The 18,759-nt window shown below is 57.2% G+C and carries 18 protein-coding genes; 14 read left to right on the top strand and 4 right to left on the bottom strand.

Translation table 11 applies throughout. The annotated features are described in order from the left end of the window. Both IP89_RS04095 and IP89_RS04100 read left to right on the top strand, forming a co-directional pair. The gene (locus IP89_RS04095; protein WP_043308197.1) at positions 1-735 is read left to right on the top strand and encodes an amino acid ABC transporter ATP-binding protein; all 735 of its coding nucleotides are present in this window, start codon (positions 1-3) and stop codon (positions 733-735) included. Between the two features lie 102 nt (positions 736-837). Beyond that, positions 838-1,275: an AraC family transcriptional regulator gene (locus tag IP89_RS04100; RefSeq protein WP_043307918.1), complete on the top strand. Its 438-nt coding sequence runs from the start codon at positions 838-840 to the stop codon at positions 1,273-1,275. A 159-nt stretch (positions 1,276-1,434) separates the two neighbouring features. Here IP89_RS04100 and IP89_RS22890 read toward each other — a convergent pair whose 3' ends face one another. Then, positions 1,435-2,211 carry an alpha/beta fold hydrolase gene (locus tag IP89_RS22890; RefSeq protein ID WP_081963168.1) on the bottom strand — a complete coding sequence of 259 codons (777 nt, stop codon included), beginning with the start codon at positions 2,209-2,211 and terminating at the stop codon, positions 1,435-1,437. Positions 2,212-2,693: 482 nt separating this feature from the next. Here IP89_RS22890 and IP89_RS04105 point away from each other — a divergent pair, with 482 nt between their 5' ends. The 4 genes from IP89_RS04105 (at position 2,694) to IP89_RS04120 (ending at position 7,283) form a co-directional block, all read left to right on the top strand. Further along, positions 2,694-3,380 carry a hydrolase gene (locus tag IP89_RS04105; RefSeq protein WP_043307919.1) on the top strand — a complete coding sequence of 229 codons (687 nt, stop codon included), beginning with the start codon at positions 2,694-2,696 and terminating at the stop codon, positions 3,378-3,380. Positions 3,381-3,445: 65 nt separating this feature from the next. Continuing rightward, positions 3,446-4,024: an antibiotic biosynthesis monooxygenase gene (locus tag IP89_RS04110; protein ID WP_043307920.1), complete on the top strand. Its 579-nt coding sequence runs from the start codon at positions 3,446-3,448 to the stop codon at positions 4,022-4,024. A 137-nt stretch (positions 4,025-4,161) separates the two neighbouring features. Then, positions 4,162-6,003 (top strand): amidohydrolase, encoded by a 1,842-nt coding sequence (locus tag IP89_RS04115; protein WP_043307921.1) that lies wholly within the window; start codon positions 4,162-4,164, stop codon positions 6,001-6,003. Positions 6,004-6,053: 50 nt separating this feature from the next. Next, on the top strand, positions 6,054-7,283 hold the full coding sequence (locus IP89_RS04120; protein ID WP_256203102.1) for an OprD family porin: 1,230 nt from the start codon (positions 6,054-6,056) through the stop codon (positions 7,281-7,283). 73 nt (positions 7,284-7,356) lie between these two features. Here IP89_RS04120 and IP89_RS04125 read toward each other — a convergent pair whose 3' ends face one another. Further along, entirely contained in the window at positions 7,357-8,262 is a 906-nt protein-coding gene (locus IP89_RS04125; RefSeq protein ID WP_043307922.1) for a LysR family transcriptional regulator, read from the bottom strand. 157 nt (positions 8,263-8,419) lie between these two features. Between IP89_RS04125 and ycaC the strand changes: the two genes are divergently transcribed. From ycaC to IP89_RS04150, 5 genes are all read left to right on the top strand, one after another. Further along, positions 8,420-9,049 (top strand): isochorismate family cysteine hydrolase YcaC, encoded by a 630-nt coding sequence (gene ycaC / locus IP89_RS04130; protein ID WP_043307923.1) that lies wholly within the window; start codon positions 8,420-8,422, stop codon positions 9,047-9,049. Between the two features lie 188 nt (positions 9,050-9,237). Next, positions 9,238-9,690 carry a RidA family protein gene (locus IP89_RS04135; RefSeq protein ID WP_043307924.1) on the top strand — a complete coding sequence of 151 codons (453 nt, stop codon included), beginning with the start codon at positions 9,238-9,240 and terminating at the stop codon, positions 9,688-9,690. A gap of 340 nt (positions 9,691-10,030) precedes the next feature. Further along, positions 10,031-12,754, top strand: a complete 2,724-nt coding sequence (locus IP89_RS04140; protein WP_052080950.1) for a UvrD-helicase domain-containing protein — start codon at positions 10,031-10,033, stop codon at positions 12,752-12,754. Beyond that, positions 12,751-13,692, top strand: coding sequence for a DUF4238 domain-containing protein (locus IP89_RS04145; RefSeq protein WP_081963170.1), 942 nt, complete (start codon positions 12,751-12,753; stop codon positions 13,690-13,692). Before IP89_RS04140 ends, IP89_RS04145 begins: the two co-directional genes overlap by 4 nt. A gap of 10 nt (positions 13,693-13,702) precedes the next feature. Next, positions 13,703-14,938: an SH3 domain-containing protein gene (locus IP89_RS04150; protein WP_156114982.1), complete on the top strand. Its 1,236-nt coding sequence runs from the start codon at positions 13,703-13,705 to the stop codon at positions 14,936-14,938. Between the two features lie 335 nt (positions 14,939-15,273). Here IP89_RS04150 and IP89_RS22895 read toward each other — a convergent pair whose 3' ends face one another. Together IP89_RS22895 and IP89_RS04155 are read right to left on the bottom strand one after the other, a co-directional pair. Then, complete coding sequence (locus tag IP89_RS22895) at positions 15,274-16,101, bottom strand: inositol monophosphatase family protein (RefSeq protein ID WP_081963171.1); 828 nt, start codon at positions 16,099-16,101, stop codon at positions 15,274-15,276. 31 nt (positions 16,102-16,132) lie between these two features. Continuing rightward, on the bottom strand, positions 16,133-16,564 hold the full coding sequence (locus IP89_RS04155; protein ID WP_043307927.1) for a hypothetical protein: 432 nt from the start codon (positions 16,562-16,564) through the stop codon (positions 16,133-16,135). Between the two features lie 105 nt (positions 16,565-16,669). Here IP89_RS04155 and IP89_RS04160 point away from each other — a divergent pair, with 105 nt between their 5' ends. The 3 genes from IP89_RS04160 (at position 16,670) to umuC (ending at position 18,696) form a co-directional block, all read left to right on the top strand. Beyond that, on the top strand, positions 16,670-16,879 hold the full coding sequence (locus IP89_RS04160) for a carbon storage regulator (protein ID WP_043307928.1): 210 nt from the start codon (positions 16,670-16,672) through the stop codon (positions 16,877-16,879). A 102-nt stretch (positions 16,880-16,981) separates the two neighbouring features. After that, complete coding sequence (locus IP89_RS04165) at positions 16,982-17,425, top strand: LexA family transcriptional regulator (RefSeq protein ID WP_052080951.1); 444 nt, start codon at positions 16,982-16,984, stop codon at positions 17,423-17,425. Further along, a complete protein-coding gene (umuC, locus tag IP89_RS04170; protein WP_043307929.1) occupies positions 17,422-18,696 on the top strand; it encodes a translesion error-prone DNA polymerase V subunit UmuC in 1,275 nt (424 codons plus the stop codon). Before IP89_RS04165 ends, umuC begins: the two co-directional genes overlap by 4 nt. The last annotated feature ends 63 nt before the right edge of the window (positions 18,697-18,759 follow it).

The raw sequence follows: 18,759 nt of genomic DNA on the forward strand, positions 1-18,759 counted from the left end.
ATGATTGAAGCGAAGGAAGTCACTAAACACTACGGGGGCCTGGAAGTTCTCTCGAACTGCTCGATGTCAGTCGCACGAGGGGAAGTCGTAGTGATCTGTGGGCCGTCAGGCTCGGGCAAATCCACACTGCTCAAGACCCTAAATGGCTTAGAGCGGATTTCCAGTGGCGATATCGTAGTGGACGGTGTCTCGCTCACCCATGCCGAAACCGATTTTACAAAGCTCCGCAGCCGCATCGGTATCGTGTTTCAGAGCTTCGAACTGTTCCCTCACCTAAGCGTGCTCGAGAACCTTACGCTGGGGCAATTGCGGGTGCTCAAACGTAGCAAGTCTGAGTCAATCGAGCGGGCCGAGGAGTATCTGCAAAAGGTTGGAATGCTGGCTCAGCGCAATAAAGCTCCGGGCCAGTTATCTGGGGGCCAGCAACAACGGGTTGCTATTGCGAGAGCGCTGACCATGAACCCCATTGCCATGCTGTTGGATGAACCAACTTCAGCGCTCGATCCCGAAATGGTGTGTGAGGTTCTGGATGTCATGGTCAATCTCGCGGAGGAAGGCATGACTATGGTCTGTGTAACCCATGAAATGGGTTTTGCCCGCAAGGTAAGCGATCGAATGATCTTCATGGATCATGGACAGATCATCGAAGACTGCAGCACGGAAAGATTTTTCTGCGACGTTGAAAGCCGCCCCAGGCGAACACGGGACTTTGTCGACCAAATTCTGTCGCCCTAGCTAAGCAGCGGCCCTGGTTTGCGCTGCGCCAACTGCGCGATTTAAGAAGAAACCTCCCCTGGCTTCACCTACCTACTGGAATCCATTACAGGAGTGTCTGTTATGGCGAGTCTTTCGCACGCCTACTGTTTAACAAAAGCAGAGAAACTTGACGAAAAGAAGCGCGTAATAGGTGGGCTCGCGCCATGGAAGGAAGCTTTGGCTAAACAGATGATTGCCGACCATGCGGGGCGCTGGATTAGCGTTGTCGAGCTCGCCACGGCCTGTGCAATGTCACGAAGCCATTTCTCCAGGGCCTTCAAATCCAATACCGGCTATTCGCCCAAAGAGTGGAATCAACTGCAGCGAATCAGTCAGGCAAAGGAGATGCTCAGACAATCCGACCTGAGCCTTATACATATCAGTGCAGAATGCGGATTTTGCGACCAGTCGCATTTTTGCCGCACTTTTCTCAAGCTTGAGGGGATCAACCCGAAGGCATGGCGCCGTGCTGTTCGGCAGGACAAATCGGTGCCGAGCACGATCGAGCTTCGTCGGTAACGCATACAGCTGAATGATCGGCTCTTTTAAAGAAGGTCAGCGTCGTTCCAATTGTCTGGCTGACACGAAGCGCCAAGCTATAAAGTTGAGAAGTCTGGGCTCAAAACGCAGCCTTTGAGCTGCGTCATGTAAGTTGGCAAATGAGATTAGCGCCCTGATTTAATTTGCATTTGCTGCACTCTCAATAAGTCGTGCCACTTCTTCTGGGTGGGAGATCATGACCACATGCGAACCACCTTCGATTACGAGTGTTTCTCGTGACTTTGCTCGCTCGGCCATAAATTTCATTGCTTGCGGGGGTATATTCTTATCTGCGTCCCCATATACCCACCACGATGGAATTTTCCTCCAAGCCACCTCGGTGGGAACTTCATTTAGAGCAGCATCGGTCACTGGGCGCTGCGCAACAGCCATAAGTTTCGCATCAGCACTAGGTACATCCGCAGCGAATTGATTGTGAAATTTATCTTGCTGGATATACAGATCATTTGCGCCGCTGGAGAGCGCAACTGGTGGTGCCAATGTTGGACCTAAAGTGCTGCCGGGAAACATGCCACTCAGGGCAATAGCGCTTTCGCCCATGTCGGGTGCAAAGGCAGCAACGTAGACCAATGCTTTAACATTGACCTGATCATAAGCAGCATTGCTGATTACCGCACCACCATAGGAGTGGCCTACTAATACCGCTGGACTCTTCAAGCTTTGAAGTAGATCGTCGATAGATTGCGCGTCGCCTTTCAGGCTACGCAAAGGGTTCGCAGCTGCAATAACCGTGTATCCGTCGCTTTCAAGTATCTGAGTTACTCCGTTCCAGCTAGAGGAATCGGCGAAGGCGCCATGTACCAACACAATCGTAGGCTTGGTGGTGCCAGCCCAAGATGATGCGGCCGCAGCGATAGATAGCGCTATACCAGTTACAAGTTTCGTGAGCTTCATCGGAAAACTCCAATATAAATTAGTGGACCTTGAAGGTTCGCTGGTACAGCTGACACCTAGATTGTCTCGATGTGCTTTTTTTTGATTGCGCGGTGGACTGGGATTCAGGCTCAGAACGGAACTTGAGCTGATCGCGATTAGTGGAATCAAGTTTAGATTTGGCTTGATCGAGATTCCGATTCGTAACAAATTGCAAATGGATAAACGTTACGGCACAAACGTACAAATCAGAGCGTAGGATACTTACTAGAATGTCTGCGGTCGGCCTAGCTACACGTCGCCAAAGTTGGTTGCGCAGTAACTTTCATATACCGGCAGTATGAAAGGCCATTCAACTTGGCACAAATGAGCAGCTCCGATCTCTGAAGCAATCGGAGTCGGGGGAGATTTGCCTCGAAGTTTCCAAGTCTTCCGGAAAAAACGAAGCAGATGCGCCGTCGAGAGAAGCTCCAACACCCACTATCCGCAGACAGGTATCAACAATGAACAATCCAAAGACTGAAGTCCTAACCCCTCAGAACAGCCAGCTGATCTTCATCGACCACCAGCCCCAGATGGCTTTCGGCGTGCAGAGCATCGATCGGCAAACTCTGAAAAACAACACCGTCGCGCTCGCCAAGGCTGCGCAAATTTTCGACATTCCCACCACCATCACCACAGTAGAAACCGAGAGTTTCTCCGGCCACACATACCCCGAGCTGCTCGCTGTTTTTCCCGATGCCCCGCTGCTCGAGCGTACTTCGATGAACTCCTGGGATGACCAGAAGGTTCGCGATGCGCTGAAGAAAAATGGACGCAAAAAGATCGTTGTCGCCGGGCTTTGGACGGAGGTGTGCAACGCGACCTTCGCGCTGTCAGCGATGCACGATGCCGACTACGAGATCTACATGGTTGCAGACGCATCTGGCGGTACCACCAAGGAAGCGCACGACTACGCAATGCAACGCATGATCCAGGCTGGTGTTGTGCCGGTAACCTGGCAGCAGGTACTGCTGGAGTGGCAGCGCGACTGGAAGAACCGCGATACCTATGACGCCGTTATGAACCTGGTCAAAGAGCATTCGGGCGCCTACGGCATGGGCGTCGACTACGCCTATACCATGGTCCACAAAGCTCCTGAGCGTGTAGATCACGGCCCTACCTTGGCACCAGTCGCCGCACCTATTTGAGGTTTCGCCAGCCCCCACTAAGTGGGGGCTGTTCCTCAACTCACCATAGATGCGGAGATTGCCGTATGAATCGCACGCAAACTGAGACCGTCACGCTGGTGGTTCGCCATCAAGTACACCAGCAGCATGAGAAACGCTATGAAACCTGGTTGCATCAGACCACCGAAGCAGCCGGGCGCCGCCTCGGGCATTTGGGTGTCGATGTGGTTCGAGAACGCCAGGCCGACACCGTCAACTTCACCTGCGTGTTGCGTTTTGATCAGTTGCAGCACATGCAGAGTTGGCTCGACTCTGAAGAACGAAACCAACTAGTCGCCGAGGTACAACCTCTGCTGCGAGGTGGCGACAACACCGAGGTCTCGTTGGGTAAAGACTTCTGGTTTGTTCCCGGCGACGCGCAGTCGCCGCCCCCACTCTGGAAGCAGGCCGTAATCAGCTTTCTGGTGATCTTGCCGCTCAGCCTGCTGATTCCTGTCTTGTGGCAACCCCTGTTCCGCGTCGTGCCATGGTTCTCGGGTTACATAATGAGCAACGTGCTGATCACGTTGAGCATAGTTCTGCTCGTGGTTTACCTGTTCATGCCCATGGCCACACGTGTCTTTGCCGCCTGGCTGGCCCCTGCGACTAGAGCAGAACAATCATGAGTCAGGATCCAAAAGATCAAGGTCGTCGCCGCCTTCTCAAGGCAGGCGGAGTACTAGGCGCCGCCGGGGCTGTCTGGTCGGCTTTGCCCATTGCCGCTCTAGCCGGCACCTCTTCCCCAAGTTTTCCAGGAGGCAACATGAGTGCCGATCTCATCTTGTTCAACGGTCGTCTGCATACAGTCGACCAGGAAAAGCCACACGCCAGCGCCGTGGCCATCAAGGATGGTCGCTTCATCGCGGTGGGCAGTGATGCCGAAGCCATGGCTCTGCGCGGCGCCGCCACTCGCGTGGTCGACCTGCAAAAGCGCACTGTTGTACCGGGCCTCAACGACTCGCACCTGCACCTAATCCGTGGCGGTCTCAACTACAACCTGGAGCTGCGGTGGGAAGGCGTGCCATCGCTCGCCGATGCCCTTCGAATGCTCAAGGCTCAGGCCGATCGGACCCCAACTCCTCAGTGGGTGCGCGTGGTCGGTGGCTGGACCGAATTCCAGTTTGCGGAAAAACGCCTGCCTACCATCGAAGAACTGAACAAGGCGGCGCCCGATACCCCTGTGTTTGTCCTTCACCTATATGACCGCGCTTTGCTCAACCGCGCCGCGCTCCGCGCCGTCGGTTACGATCGCAACACGCCTAACCCGCCGGGTGGTGAGATCCAGCGCGATGCAAATGGCGACCCCACCGGTATGTTGATTGCTCGCCCCAACGCCCTAATCCTCTACGCCACCCTGGCCAAGGGACCGAAACTGCCGCTGGAGTACCAGGTGAACTCCACTCGCCAGTTCATGCGCGAACTCAACCGCCTGGGCGTTACCAGCGCCATTGACGCTGGAGGCGGCTACCAGAACTACCCTGAGGATTATCAGGTGATTCAGGAGCTCGCCGACAAGGATCAGCTCACCGTTCGCATCGCCTACAACCTGTTTACCCAGAAGCCGAAGGAAGAGCTGACCGACTTCAAGAATTGGACTGGTAGCGTCAAACTGCACCAAGGCGATGACTTCCTACGTCACAACGGCGCCGGCGAGATGCTGGTCTTTTCAGCCGCCGATTTTGAGGACTTCCTCGAGCCGCGTCCCGACCTAGCTCCGAGCATGGAGGACGAGCTGGAGCCAGTGGTGCGCCACTTGGTTGAGCAGCGCTGGCCGTTTCGCCTGCATGCCACATACGACGAGTCAATCTCACGCATGCTCGACGTGTTTGAGAAGGTCGACCATGACATCCCCTTCAACGGCCTCCCTTGGCTGTTCGACCATGCCGAAACCATCAGCCCGCGCAATATCGAGCGCGTGCGTGCCCTTGGTGGCGGCATCGCTATCCAGCATCGCATGGCCTTCCAGGGCGAGTACTTTATCGACCGCTACGGCGCCAAGGCCGCGGAGGCCACGCCGCCTATCCAGCGCATGCTGGCTGAGGGCGTACCGGTGGGTGCTGGCACCGACGCTACCCGCGTGGCCAGTTACAACCCATGGACCGCACTGTATTGGCTAGTCAGCGGAAAGACCGTCGGCGGGACCACGCTCTACCCTCAAGGACTGCCACGCACCACTGCGCTGCAGTTATTTACCCATGGCAGCGCTTGGTTCTCTAGCGAGCAAGGCAAGAAGGGCCAGATCAAGGTAGGCCAGCTCGCCGACTTGGTGGCACTGTCGGCGGATTTCTTCAGCGTGGAAGAAGAGCAGATCAAGTGGCTTGAGTCGGTACTCACCGTGGTCGGCGGCAAAGTAGTGCATGCCACCAGTGAGTTCGACAAGCTAGCTCCGCCGACCGTGCCGGTGATGCCAGACTGGTCACCGGTAGCAATAGTGCCAGGCCACTGGAGTCCCAACGCCGCCCCGTTGACCGCCAGCATCCACCAGTGCATCGGCTCTTGCGCAGTGCACCAACACCAGCACGACCGCGCCCGTCGCAGCAGCGTACCGGTCAGTGATCATCAAGGCTTCTGGGGTGCATTCGGGTGCTCGTGTTTCGCCTTCTGAGTCGAGCCTCCTGCGAGCCAGCGCCTCTTCTGGGCTGGCTGTTGGGCGTTCTGGCCAGCGGCAGCACCAGTCAGGCGTTTGCCGTGGATCCGACAACCACCGGCACCTGGAATCTGCTTCTACGCAACTATTATCTGCATAACGACTTACGTGACGATGCAGGGCAGCAGAGCTACCAGCAGGAATGGGCACAGGGTTTCCTCGGTGAGCTGCGCTCAGGCTTCACCGACGGGATGGTCGGGGTGGGGGCGGACGTGCACGGCTTCGTAGGTATCAAACTCGACGGTGGCCGAGGCCATGCCGGCACGGGCCTTCTGCCGGTTGATTCCGACGGCCGCAGTCATAACTACACATCCGCTGGCGGCGCGCTCAAACTGCGTGCCGGCAACCATCTGCTGCGCTATGGCGAAATGACTGTCGAAACCCCGGTATTCGATACCGGCGACAAACGTCTACAACCGGAGTATGCCACTGGCGTGATGCTCGACAGCGCTCCATCGCCTGATCTCCAGTTGCAAGCCGGGCGATTCACTCGCTTCAGGAATCAGGATGGCAGTTCGGGCCATGATGACTTCAGTGGCGTTGGCGCATCGACGGCGAACTCAGCCATCAGCCTCGCTGGTGTGCGCCTATTCGCTACCCGTGACATTAGTGGCGCCGCTTACATCTCACAGCTCGACGATACTTGGCGCCAGGTTTACCTTAACCTCAAAGCCAGCCGCACCGGATGGACGCTGGACGGCAACCTCTATCGAAGTCGTGATCAGGGCGCGGCGCGTGCCGGGAATATCGAGACGCTGGCCTACAGCCTGCTGGGAAGCTACCAGCTCGAAGCGCAGAATTTCTCTCTTGCCTACCAGCACGTCGACGGAGACACGCCTTTCGACTTCGTCGGTGGTGACTCGATCTACTTGGCCAACTCAGTGAAGTACTCCGACTTCAACTCGGCCGGGGAACGCTCCTGGCAAGCACGTTACGACCTGAACTTCGCAGCGTTCGGCGTTGCGGGCTTGAGCCTGATGGCGCGTTACGTGCGCGGGTACGGCATAGATGGATCGCATGCCCCTGCTGACGGTGCTTACGCTGATGCCCGCCTCCAGGGCGGTGGCAGGCATTGGGAACGGGACCTCGATCTGCGCTATACCGTGCAGCAAGGGCCGGTCAAAGATTTGCGCCTGAGCCTGTCGTACGTCAGCCATCGGGGCAACGACAACCAACTCCAGCGCGATATTGACCGCGTCTATTTCATCATCGAATACCCATTAAAGGGCATGCTCTGACATGGGTGTCACCAATCAACCGCAATGGGGTTTGCCCAACCACAGCACCCTCCGTTGTCCGTCGCTTGGCACATCAAGCCATGTCGCTTTCGCTGAACTCCTCGGCCAAAAAGTCGATCAGGGTGCGTACCGAGGGCAGCAGGCCACGGCGAGACGGGAAGATGGCGTGCACGATGCCGCACTTGGGCGACCAGCCCGGCAGCACTTCCACCAGCGTGCCGGCGGCCAGGTCGTCACGCACCGCCACCCGCGGCAGATGCACGATACCCACGCCAGCCAGCGCGCCGTTACGCAGGGCCAGCAGGTCGTCGGTGATCATCCGCGGCTTGTGCGCGATCACCAGCCGCGCATCGTCCGCACCCAGCAACTCCCACTGGTATTCGCGTTGGGCGCCCCCCCAGTGCAGGCTCGGCAAGCGGCCCAACTCATCGGGTGTGAAGCCTTTTGGCAACGTGGCCAAGAGTTCCGGCTGCCCCACCAGGCACTGAGTACTTGCGCCGAGCACCTTCATCACCATGTCGGTGTTCTCCAGCGGCGGGAAGCGCACTCGCAGGGCGACATCGAAGCCCTCGTGGAGCAGATCCACCCGGCGGTTGGTGCTCTCGACGTACAGCTCCACGAGTGGGTACTTGAGCATATAGCGGGTCAGCATCGGCCCGACCCAGGAGTTCAACAGCGTGGTAGGGCAGGCCAGGCGCACCAGGCCCCGCGGCTCGCAGCGATTGCGCTCGATCACCTCGGCCGCCCCCTCGGCCTCCACGCGCATCGCCAGGCAACGCTGGTAGTACTCCTGGCCGATCTCGGTGAGCGAGAGATGACGGCTGGTGCGATGCAACAGGCGCACGCCGAGCCGCTCCTCGAGCTGGGCGATGCGCCGGCTGAGCTTGGACTTGGGCATGTCCAGCGCGCGCCCGGCTGCGGCGAAGCCACCTTGCTCTACCACCTGGGTGAAGTAGTAGAGGCTGTTAAGGTCTTCCATAGATCGTTCTCCAAACAGAACGCTAGAGGCAATTTTTGTAGTCTAGTGGATTGGTCGTCTCGAATTTAATCTTTCTTCCATGCAGTGACGCACTGCAAAGCAAACCCAAATCACCGGCATAGCTGGAACCCACTGAAAGCAAATCGAGGACTTCACCATGACCAACGCCACCTACAACCGCCTGGACAAAGACAACGCCGTCGTTCTGCTGGTCGACCACCAGGCAGGCCTTCTCTCCCTGGTTCGCGACATCGATCCCGACAAGTTCAAGAACAACGTCCTGGCTCTCGCCGATCTCGCCAAGTTCTTCAACCTGCCGACCATCCTCACCACCAGTTTCGAAACCGGCCCCAATGGCCCGCTGATGCCTGAGCTGAAAGAACTGTTCCCGGACGCTCCCTACATCGCTCGTCCCGGCCAGATCAACGCCTGGGACAACGAAGACTTCGTCAAGGCGATCAAAGCCACCGGCAAAAAGCAGCTGATCATCGCCGGCGTGGTCACCGAGGTATGCGTTGCGTTCCCGGCCCTAGCGGCAATCGAAGAAGGCTTCGATGTGTTCGTCGCCACCGACGCTTCCGGGACCTTCGATCAGATCACCCGAGACTCCGCCTGGAGCCGCATGACACAGGCCGGCGCGCAGTTGATGAACTGGTTCGCCGTGGCCTGCGAGCTGCACCGCGACTGGCGCAATGACGTGGAAGGCCTGGCCAAGATCTGCTCCGACCACATTCCGGACTACCGCAACCTCATGACCAGCTACAGCGCCTTGGCTGCACGCAAGTGAACTCTCGTTGAGGCGGAACAAGAGCAAGTACAAGGTCTTGTTTGCCTGATGGTCGAGCACCGTTAGCGCAGGGAGGCCTTGAGCATAGAAGTGCCGAAGTACCGTTTTACTACGAGCATCTAGCAATCATTTCGATGACTGGTAGCTAACCCACACTGCAAGCAAATTTATCAATTGGAGAACATGTAATGGCTAACCAAAAGAATCTTCCGGCAAAGAAAACCTCGAGCTTCGGCGTGGCTTGGGAGGGGCTGTACGGCTATGTACAGGCCATTCAGGTAAAGGACACCATCTACCTTTCTGGACAGTTGAGCCACGATACCAATGGCAATCTCATAGCACCGGCCGCACTGAATGAGAATGGCAGCCCCATTGACTTCTCTACCATGGAAGACCAGATGCGGCAGACATACAGCAATATTGTCGATCTGCTGGCAGAGTTCGGTGCGACTCTGGATCATGTGGTTGAGGAGACGCTTTTTGTGATCGACGTGCCCGCAGCATTCGCGGCTGCCGGCAAGGTTCGCAAAGAGTTCTATGGCGCTGAAGTGCCACAAGTCGCTAGCAACCTGATTGGCGTATCTGGCCTGGCGTTCCCACAGCAACTGATCGAAATCACTATCCGTGCAGTGATTGAGTAATTCAGTTCCCGGACTGCTGTCAGCTCGACCGTGCATCAAATACAGCACGTGAGCTTTGGGGGCATGGCCGCTCGGCGAGCGGCCATGCATTTAGCTAGAGCGCTTGCTCCAAAAACGAAAGGTGCTCAGCAGGCCAGAAGAGTAAATCTCAACTGCTGCTACTCAGCGTCCGCTTTTGGCCGGTAGCGGCCCGTCGTCACCGGCTGTATTCGGCCAATAGCTGACCTTTCATCAAGTCCAAAGGCCGAACTTTCTACCTTGCTGCGGTTGAATCTTGGCGCCCTAGTACCCTGTTACGGATGCCATAATCGCTAATAGATGAGCCTCACGGACTGCGGCCTTGATCCTGAAGAACACCAAGTGGGGCGCGCGCTGCACCTTCTCCCCAACGTTCACTGCGTACTTCACGGAGACCGACCTGCGCATCGACTTTGCAGGCAAGGTTAATGAGTGGCTGCTGGTGGAGTTGACCGGCGCCGAGGCGAAGGAGGGACTGGTATGGACTGCTGTGACCATCAATCTACTCCAAGGCCCACCAGTACGCCTGGATGGTTTGGACAAAACCGAAGGTCAGCGCTGGGTAACAGCGCTTCAAGACACGCTCCTGAAGGCCTTGGCTGAGGCTGGAGTCGAGGCTGTCAGCAAATACGAAGCCTGGTCCAAGTCAGCGCTTGGCAACCTTCCAAAGAACTGCTGGCAGCCATCCTGGCAAGCTCAGGACCTCCTGAGACGAACCCCCCTCCCAAAGTTGGCCTCAGGGCTTGATTACAACGCCCTTGCCGCACACCCGGCTATCCGTACCGCCCAGCAGACTCACCCGCTACTCTTGCGTGCGCCCCCCCAGTCCCCCGATCAGTTGCTGGCCTCGGAGCTTGGGCAACTGAACGAACGGTTCTTCGAAGTACAGTCGAAGCTGCCTATGTTCGACACCCTAGAAACGTCTCCACTCACCCAGGAACAACGGCGGGCGGTGATCTGCTTCGACTCCAAGCTCCTGGTAGTGGCCGCCGCCGGCTCGGGTAAAACCGCCACGATGGTGGCCAAGGCTGCTTACGCGATAGCCATGGGCATTGCCCGGCCCGAGGAAATCCTCCTATTGGCCTTCAACGCCGATGCGGCAGATGAGCTCAAGGATCGCCTCGATCTGCGCCTGCAGAACCTCCCAGATGGCGACAAAGTGTCTACGCGCACCTTTCACCGGTTTGGCCTAGACGTGATCGGCGCTGCCACCAACGCCAAGCCTCGGCCAGCTCCCTGGTTGGAGAACGGCCAGGATCTGGTGAAAGTCGCCGAGCTGATGGCCGAGCTTGCACTTACGGACAAAGCATTCAACGTAAATCTGATGCTAGTACGCACGGTGTTCTCCACGTCGTTGGGTAGAACCAGCGTCGGTGAAGCGGAGCAAACCGCGGGTGGGGAGTCCCTGCTGACCTTACGTGGCGAGATCGTAAAAAGCCGCGAGGAGCAGCTGATCGCGGACTGGCTATTCTTTCACGGAGTCGAGTACCAATACGAGTCGCGCTACAAGCACGATACGGCCGACGCGCAGCACAGCCAGTACCACCCGGACTTCTACTACCCCGGTATCGATCTCTACCACGAGCACTTCGCCCTGGACGCGCACGGCAATCCGCCGCCGCACTTCAAGGACTATGCTGCCGGGATCGCATGGAAGCGCGCACTACACACCCAGCATCAGACCCAACTGATAGAAACCACCAGCCACACTCTGCGTATCGGCGAAGGCCTGGATGCGCTTGAGATGGCGCTGATCAGCCGCGGTGTGGAGCTGAAGCCAGACCCCGGCCGCCTGCCTCCTGGCCGTCCGCCGCTCGAGAACGAGGTGCTGGCGAAGATCATCCGTAACCTGATCAAGCACGCCAAAGGTAACCAGCTCGATGTCGCCGAACTCGCTACTCGATCGGCAAAGCTCGACCCACTGCGAGGGCCGCTGATCGTCAGCCTCTACGCAAAGGTCTTGGAGCTGTGGCAGAGAGACCTGTCCACTTCGAACACTGTCGATTTCGAGGACATGATTAGCATGGCCATCATCCACGCCGAAGAAGGCGTGAGGTACCGCTCGCCGTACAAGCTGGTGATTGCCGACGAGTACCAGGACTCATCCTTCGATCGCGCCCGTCTGCTCCGAGCCATTACCAGCCGGCTGGACACATTTCTAACTTGTGTCGGCGATGACTGGCAGTCGATCAACCGCTTCGCCGGTGCCGACATCGGTGTTATGCGTAACTTCGAACACTTCTTCGGCGGCGGCACCACCTTGATGCTAAGCCATACGTTCCGGTGCCCAGAGCAACTCTGCCAAGTTTCCAGCCACTTCGTGCAGCAGAATCCCCTTCAGCTACGCAAACAGGTTCAGACCACCTCAACAGTCAAAGGCAATGCTATCCAGTGCTATGCAGCGGCGTCCGAGGATGAGCAACTGGAGCTGATCGAACGCATGGTGTCGCGCATCACCATCAAACTGCGCTCAGTCTGGGAGGGGAGACGCAAACCGACGATCATGGTGCTTGGGCGGTACCGCAATGACCAGCCAGCGAACTGGAGCCGCCTGCAGAAGCTTTGCGGACAAGACACCGACCTCACCTACTCTACCGTGCACAGCAGCAAGGGCACCGAGGCTGACTACGTCCTGCTGGTGAACGTGGTGCGCGGGCGGCGGGGCTTCCCCAGCCAGATTGAAGATGACCCCATCCTGCAGATCGCGATGCCAGAGCCCGAGGAGTACCCATTCGCCGAAGAGCGCCGGCTGTTCTACGTCGCCCTCACACGCGCGCGGCGAGGATCATTCATCTTTACCCTCGAACACCGTGTATCGCCGTTCCTAACCGAGCTACAGGCGCAAGGCATGTTGACGATCGTCAACAGGGATGGGGCGCCTGTAATTGTCGAGCCCTGCCCAGTGTGCAAGGTGGGCATGAAACGGCTGAAGAACGGGCCCTATTCCAACTTCTACGGATGCTCGAATTTCCCGTCATGCAAGTGGACGGAGAGTGTCGAACGGAGTGACGGGCGATTCATGACGCATAACGAGAAAGACAATTGAAAAAGAGAAAGCACCATTATATATGGCAATTTTATTTGGATGCTTGGTCCAGTAAAGGAAAGTTATGGTGCTTGCGAGAAAGCGTATTTCCATCGTCAACCTTGAACGTTGCCCAGTCACGCGATTTTTATAGGCTTCAAAGGCTGACTGAGGGTGAGAAGAAATATATAAGATTTATGATAGGAAATTCTTTCCCTAGGGATATGTTTGGGTTGCATAGCGATATTCTGGCGCGACATACCAGGCCATTTCGCCTGGAGGATAAATTAAAAGAGCTAGGCGTGCTTGATGAGGAGGCTCAGAGCCTCGTGGATAAACTGATAAATGATACTGAGGAGGATTTTCATAGTGAGATCGAGGGTGGTAAAGCCCAAGACTGTCTAAAAATGTTGAGGCTAGGTGATATCTCCTTTTGGGAAAATAATAGCCTTCGCCTTGTGTTTCTGCATTTCCTAGCGCTTCAATATTTTAGAACAAAGAAAATGCAGGATAAGATTTTTGAGGCGAATTCTGGATTTTTGAAGCATGAGGCGGCTGCCAGGCTTGATATCGATCTGGCTCGGATGTGGGGGGTGACGCGTCAAATGGTGGCGCTAAATGTGACCAAATCTCTATATTACGATAGATCCTATTCTTTGGTTTTGTTGGATAACGTAAGTGATGTGAGCTTTATTGCTGGTGATAGCGCCGCACTAAATACATGTGCATTTAATGGGGCTGAGGCGAATCGGTTGGAGTTTTATTACCCTGTGTCTCCAAGATTCGCTGTGTTAGTTACTAATAATAGGGGTGGCTGCGAGAGGGATGTGGTTGGGGGCGAAGAGGTGGAGAAATACAATAGAATGATGCTTGATCATGCCCATGAGTTTGTGTTCTCAAACAACAAGAGGCAGTTGGATAATTACCGGGATTATTTTGTCCAGGACAGGGTTAGCTAGGGGGCTCGACTTGACCAGCGATGATAAGGGCGAAAAGGGCGTTCAAGTTTCTGCTAGCCGCGAGGTTTACAGGTTCTCAAGCGATGTGGAAGACAATCCCACAGTTAGAGCGATGCGAGCAGCCGTTCGGTCGTGGGAGGAAAGTCCGGCTATCAAAGCGATGCAGGCGGCAGCCAGGTCGCTGGACGAAAACCCGGCGCTGAAGGCCATGCAAGCTGTTGCCAGATCATGGGAGCAAAGCTCAACGATGGCTGCGATGCGGGCGGCGTCCATATCGCTGGAGGCGAACTCCAATCTCAAGGTGCTTCAAGATGCGGTTAGGTCGTGGGAGGAAAGCTCTTCCATGAAGGCGATTCGGGCTGCGGCGAAATTGCAGGCGGGAAATCCGACGCTGATGGCCATGCAGGATGCAGTCAGGTCGTGGGAGGAGAGCCCATCGACCCAGGCGATGCGTGCGTTTGCCCGATCGCAGGAAGAGAATCCCACGTTGATGTCGATGGCAGCTGCAGTTAGGTCACTGGAGAGGCAATCCTCGCACACAGCGCTGAAGGTCATTAAGGGGGTCGCGGGCGCTTGGGGGCTGAGCCCTGAGTTTAAGAGCGCAGTAGCTTTAGCCCAGACATTCTTCCTACACCCGGATCAGGGAATCAGCGCAGACCCGACCACGGCAGTGAGTGGGTTAGGACTTTCGCCAGGGCTGACAGTCGATGCCGTTCTGGATGAGTTGGCATCCCGAGCCAGCCAGCCATCCGAGCCGCAGATCGCTGAGGTAAGTCCTCCTCTCGCTGAGGAGGTGCGGGAGAGTACATCGACTACAAGAGAGACAAGTCCTCCATCGCCGCAAGCTCAGAGCCTCAGTACAGCGCCTACCTGGTTGCTGCTTGTTTGGCTGTGGTTCGTGGCTCCCACGTTGATGCTGATCGTGCATTGGGAGGATGCGCGGCAGGGCTTGGCCGATATCAATGCACGGCTTCCCCAGACAGAAAGCCTGAAAGTAGTTAGAGACTTTATCCGAATTGAACTGGCAGGGAAGCCAGGCGACATTCGTCTGGTTCACGGGAAGGGCGTGCACTTAAGGGAAGCTCCAGGAATGAAGGGCGCAATACTGCTGCATTTGCCCCCGGAGGCAGTTGTGGTTGTGCTTGAGAAGGTTGATCGTACCTGGCTTTTCGTATCGTACGAACATCAGGGGTACATGGTGGATGGGTACGTATCGACCAAGTTTTTGAAGAAGGTGCGCAAGTAGCGACTACAGAGTGTGGGCCTAGGCCAGCAGCCCGCCAACAGAGGCGGAGCTACTCATAACCAGCTTGTCGTTTGTGATGACCGGCCTTACGCAGACTCCAGTCCGGAAAATTATTCCAGGGCAATAATTATTGGCCTGGAATAATTCTATATAAAATCCCGCGGCGGCATGGAATTGCGCTGGCGGAAAGCTGGCCGCAATAAGGCGCCTTCTTTTGCCTATCGGTTGGTGAATTCTGTGTCTGGATTCGAATTAGGTAATTTTATGCGGAAATTCATAATTCGCTGGCCGCGCAGTCATATTCTCCCCCGATAGCCGTGCCTGGTTGAATTCACTCAGTAGCCGGAGGTGTCTCGGCGGTTACTGAACAATCGGCTCCAGTCTCTTTGGGCAAGGTCTCTGCAAGCTTCTGGAGCGCCGCCGAAGCAGCGTTGGGACACTGTCGCCATCTCAGCCTTTGAGTCGTATGAAATTGGATGCCCATCCTGATTGAGCAGTACGCCATGCGCGCCAATCAGTAGTGCATGACCCCCGGCGACATCATGGGCTGAAACCGGCACCAGGGATGCGCATGCGACAGCGTCACCAACTGCTACACGAGCCAGTCGGTAAGCAATGCTTGGCATCGGAATGAAGCCAGCAGGCGCGCACAGCTCAGCATTGAGCTCAGGCTTGTTGGCTGCTGCTGTGCTCACGAGCACATGACTGCCGGGCGCCAAGGTGGCATGCGCTAACTGCGAAAGCACTTCTCGACCATTGCGAATAACGTTGTTGCATCCTGTCGCCCAGGAGATGCAATCGGGGCCGCGATCAGGTGTGACGGGCGCGTATACCACCCCGAGAACAGGCTTGGCGTTGCGCAGGAGACCCACCGATACCGCTGATCCTTTCCGGCCCAGCAGGAAATCACTGGTTCCGTCATTGGGGTCCACTACCCAGCAGTACTCGTGATCAGTCAGGCGGGCCCCGGTCTCCTCTCCCCAGAAATCGCAATCCAGCAGATGAAGGAGCCCCTCCCGCAGTACGACTTCGATCTCTGCGTCGATCTCGGCCTTATCCCCGTGGCCTCGTGGCCCGTTTGGACGTTCCCACTCCGCAGCCAGCAGTGCACCTGCTGAAAGCACCTTGTCAGTTACTGGCTTCAGCAACTCTAAGCAGCTCATTGGGCCCTCCTGAGGCTAGGGATCCTGTGCCTTATAGCTCCGCCAACAGCGGCCACCGGTCATGGATCCAGGCATATTCAGCCGGTGCATCTGTGGTCACGATATAGATCCGCCGCTGCTCTCCTTCTCCCAGTATTAGGCACTCCAAAGCATAGCCTTCCGGTACATCGAACCAATGGGACTGCCTGTTCTTGTCGCCAGGATGACCATCCTTTTCCATGAAGCGGTGCACCATGGCTAGCCCTCGCAGCGGCCGGTACCTGGCCCATCCGCCGGCCTGCACAGTGCTGAGCCTTGCCCAGCCACCAGGTGGACCTTCGCCAGGCTCTTCCTTGCGCCGGCCCCACTGAATCCAATCGAGCTGGCCGGAGCCTTCCAGGAGCACTGGTAGGGCTGCCTTGGGACTGGGGAAGTAGATCTTCCAGACCTTCTCAGCCTCGCGGGCCTCAACACCTCCGCACATCGACTACCTCCTCGAGCTGCGCGCAGCTGCACATTCGGTGCTCGTCTTCCTGTTCTAGACTGCTCGCGCAGGACGCACATTCCCCAACCGGAAAAGGATTTCGCCATGGGATTTCTGACTGTCACTCGCCGCGAGGGCGAGACCATCCGCCTCACCATCGACCCCGGCGTTGACACCGAGAAACTACTCGTGCTGCTACTGCGCGATGGCATCACCATCCACATGCACCGTGGTCAGCGCGACGGGCATATCCGCGTGGGCATCGAGGCGCCGAAGCAGATCCAGATCAGCCGCGCTGAGTTGGTCGAGGACTGAGACCGTCCACTCCACCTGTCGGCGTCCCTCTCGGTTCTGATTGACCGGCGTCGGATCATCTCAAATACTGTTTATCCATACAGTATAGTTTTAGGTGTTCCGATGCCATCTCTCTCCATACTCCCCCGAGCTGAGTACCTCCGTGAGCGCTTACTCACCGATGTGGCCGAAGGCCTACGCATTACTGGCTTCCAATCGCCTGCCGAAGACGAGAAGGAATTCGGGTTGTCGCTCGACCTCCTCACCGAGATTGGCGCTCCCCACATGTGGACTCTGCAGGCGTTGGATATGTCCTTGGTGGGGTTCGCCATCTTCCAAGGCGACAAGCTCTTCGTTAACCGAGCGGCTACCCATGTGGATGACCGTCTGGTCGTAGTCGACCTAGGTAGCGATGGCTATCAGGTGCGCTTGGTCATGAGAGATATGTTTGGCGGGCGCTGGCTGCGAGCTGCTGAGTCGCACATACCGGATATACAGCTCGATGGTGATGTACCTATCGAGATCTTCGGCGTGGTGCGGTTCGTGCTCAGCCGGACCGCAGAATGAACACCTCTGGGCGTGTGTTCGCGTTGATCGACTGCAACTCCTTCTACTGCAGTTGCGAGCGCATCTGCCGGCCCGCTCTCAAACGCCGCCCCGTGGTGGTGTTATCGAACAACGATGGGTGCGTTATCGCTCGTAGCGCCGAGGCCAAGGCCCTCGGTATCGGCATGGGCGCGGCCTACTACAAGGTGCGTGCCGAGATGCGCCGCCAGGGCGTGGTGGCTTGCTCGAGCAACTACGCCCTGTATGCCGACATCAGCAATCGCGTGATGCGGATTATGGCCGAGATGCTGCCTGGCATTGAGGTCTACTCGATCGACGAAGCCTGGGGAGACATGACTGGCGTGCCTGACCTGGAAGGCCTCGGGCACCAGATTCGCGGCCGCCTTGCACGCGAGATTGGCATGCCTGTTGGGGTGGGAATCAGCACCACGAAGACCCTGGCCAAGCTGGCGAACTGGGCTGCGAAGAAGTGGAAGGGCACCGGAGGCGTGTTGGACCTGACCGATTCGGGGCGGCAGGAGAAGTTGCTTCGCCTGGCACCGGTGAGTGAGGTTTGGGGTGTTGGCCACCGCTCGGCGGCCAGACTGTCTGCACTGAAAATCTCCACTGCGTGGGATCTGGCCCGGTTCGATATCAGCACGCTCCGGGACACTTTCGGGGTGACCATGGAGCGCACCGCACGCGAGCTGCGGGGGATCAGCTGCATCGGCCTCCACGAGGGACCACCGCCGAAGGAGGCCATCTGCTCGAGCAAGATGTTCGGCGAACGCCAATCAGAACTGCCGCCCATTCGCGAGGCGTTGGCCGCCTACGTGAGCCGGGCCGCGGAAAAGCTACGCAGCCAGTCCTCGCTGTGCAGCACCATCCAAGTTGGCCTGCAGACCCAGTTGGCCGACCTTAAGGGACCGCGCTACGCCAATGCGGTCACCCTGGCCCTGCCGGCGGCAACTGATGACACTCGAGAGATTCTGGCGGTCGCTCAGCGAGGGCTGGGACAGATCTATCGACCTGGATACCCATTCTCGAAATGTTCCATCTTGCTGATGGACCTCAGCCAACGTGGTGAGCTGACACCGGACCTATTCGCACCTAAGCCTCGACCTGGTGCAGATCAGCTCATGGCGGCGATCGACCAGATCAACCTGAAGGAAGGTCGTGGTGCCATCCGCATAGGACGGATCCCCGAGAAGCCCAAGTGGGCCATGCGTCGCAACATGCTGAGCCAGCGCTACACGACGCATTGGGATGAGTTGATCGGGGTCCGCGGGTAGCGATCACGAGAAAGTTCCTGGCGTCACGGTTGATCATTGCTTGACCATTGTCAGAAACTAATT

It is taken from the genome of Pseudomonas sp. ML96 (assembly GCF_000761545.1).
Taxonomy (GTDB): Bacteria; Pseudomonadota; Gammaproteobacteria; order Pseudomonadales; family Pseudomonadaceae; genus Aquipseudomonas.

What these genes read in the sequence shown, in the direction of transcription:
- IP89_RS04095 (WP_043308197.1), top strand. Translation starts at nt 1, where the DNA reads ATGATTGAAGCGAAGGAAGTCACTAAACACTACGGGGGCCTGGAAGTT.
- IP89_RS04100 (WP_043307918.1), top strand. Translation starts at nt 838, where the DNA reads ATGGCGAGTCTTTCGCACGCCTACTGTTTAACAAAAGCAGAGAAACTT.
- IP89_RS22890 (WP_081963168.1), bottom strand. Translation starts at nt 2,211, where the DNA reads ATGAAGCTCACGAAACTTGTAACTGGTATAGCGCTATCTATCGCTGCG.
- IP89_RS04105 (WP_043307919.1), top strand. Translation starts at nt 2,694, where the DNA reads ATGAACAATCCAAAGACTGAAGTCCTAACCCCTCAGAACAGCCAGCTG.
- IP89_RS04110 (WP_043307920.1), top strand. Translation starts at nt 3,446, where the DNA reads ATGAATCGCACGCAAACTGAGACCGTCACGCTGGTGGTTCGCCATCAA.
- IP89_RS04115 (WP_043307921.1), top strand. Translation starts at nt 4,162, where the DNA reads ATGAGTGCCGATCTCATCTTGTTCAACGGTCGTCTGCATACAGTCGAC.
- IP89_RS04125 (WP_043307922.1), bottom strand. Translation starts at nt 8,262, where the DNA reads ATGGAAGACCTTAACAGCCTCTACTACTTCACCCAGGTGGTAGAGCAA.
- ycaC (WP_043307923.1), top strand. Translation starts at nt 8,420, where the DNA reads ATGACCAACGCCACCTACAACCGCCTGGACAAAGACAACGCCGTCGTT.
- IP89_RS04135 (WP_043307924.1), top strand. Translation starts at nt 9,238, where the DNA reads ATGGCTAACCAAAAGAATCTTCCGGCAAAGAAAACCTCGAGCTTCGGC.
- IP89_RS22895 (WP_081963171.1), bottom strand. Translation starts at nt 16,101, where the DNA reads ATGAGCTGCTTAGAGTTGCTGAAGCCAGTAACTGACAAGGTGCTTTCA.
- IP89_RS04155 (WP_043307927.1), bottom strand. Translation starts at nt 16,564, where the DNA reads ATGTGCGGAGGTGTTGAGGCCCGCGAGGCTGAGAAGGTCTGGAAGATC.
- IP89_RS04160 (WP_043307928.1), top strand. Translation starts at nt 16,670, where the DNA reads ATGGGATTTCTGACTGTCACTCGCCGCGAGGGCGAGACCATCCGCCTC.
- IP89_RS04165 (WP_052080951.1), top strand. Translation starts at nt 16,982, where the DNA reads ATGCCATCTCTCTCCATACTCCCCCGAGCTGAGTACCTCCGTGAGCGC.
- umuC (WP_043307929.1), top strand. Translation starts at nt 17,422, where the DNA reads ATGAACACCTCTGGGCGTGTGTTCGCGTTGATCGACTGCAACTCCTTC.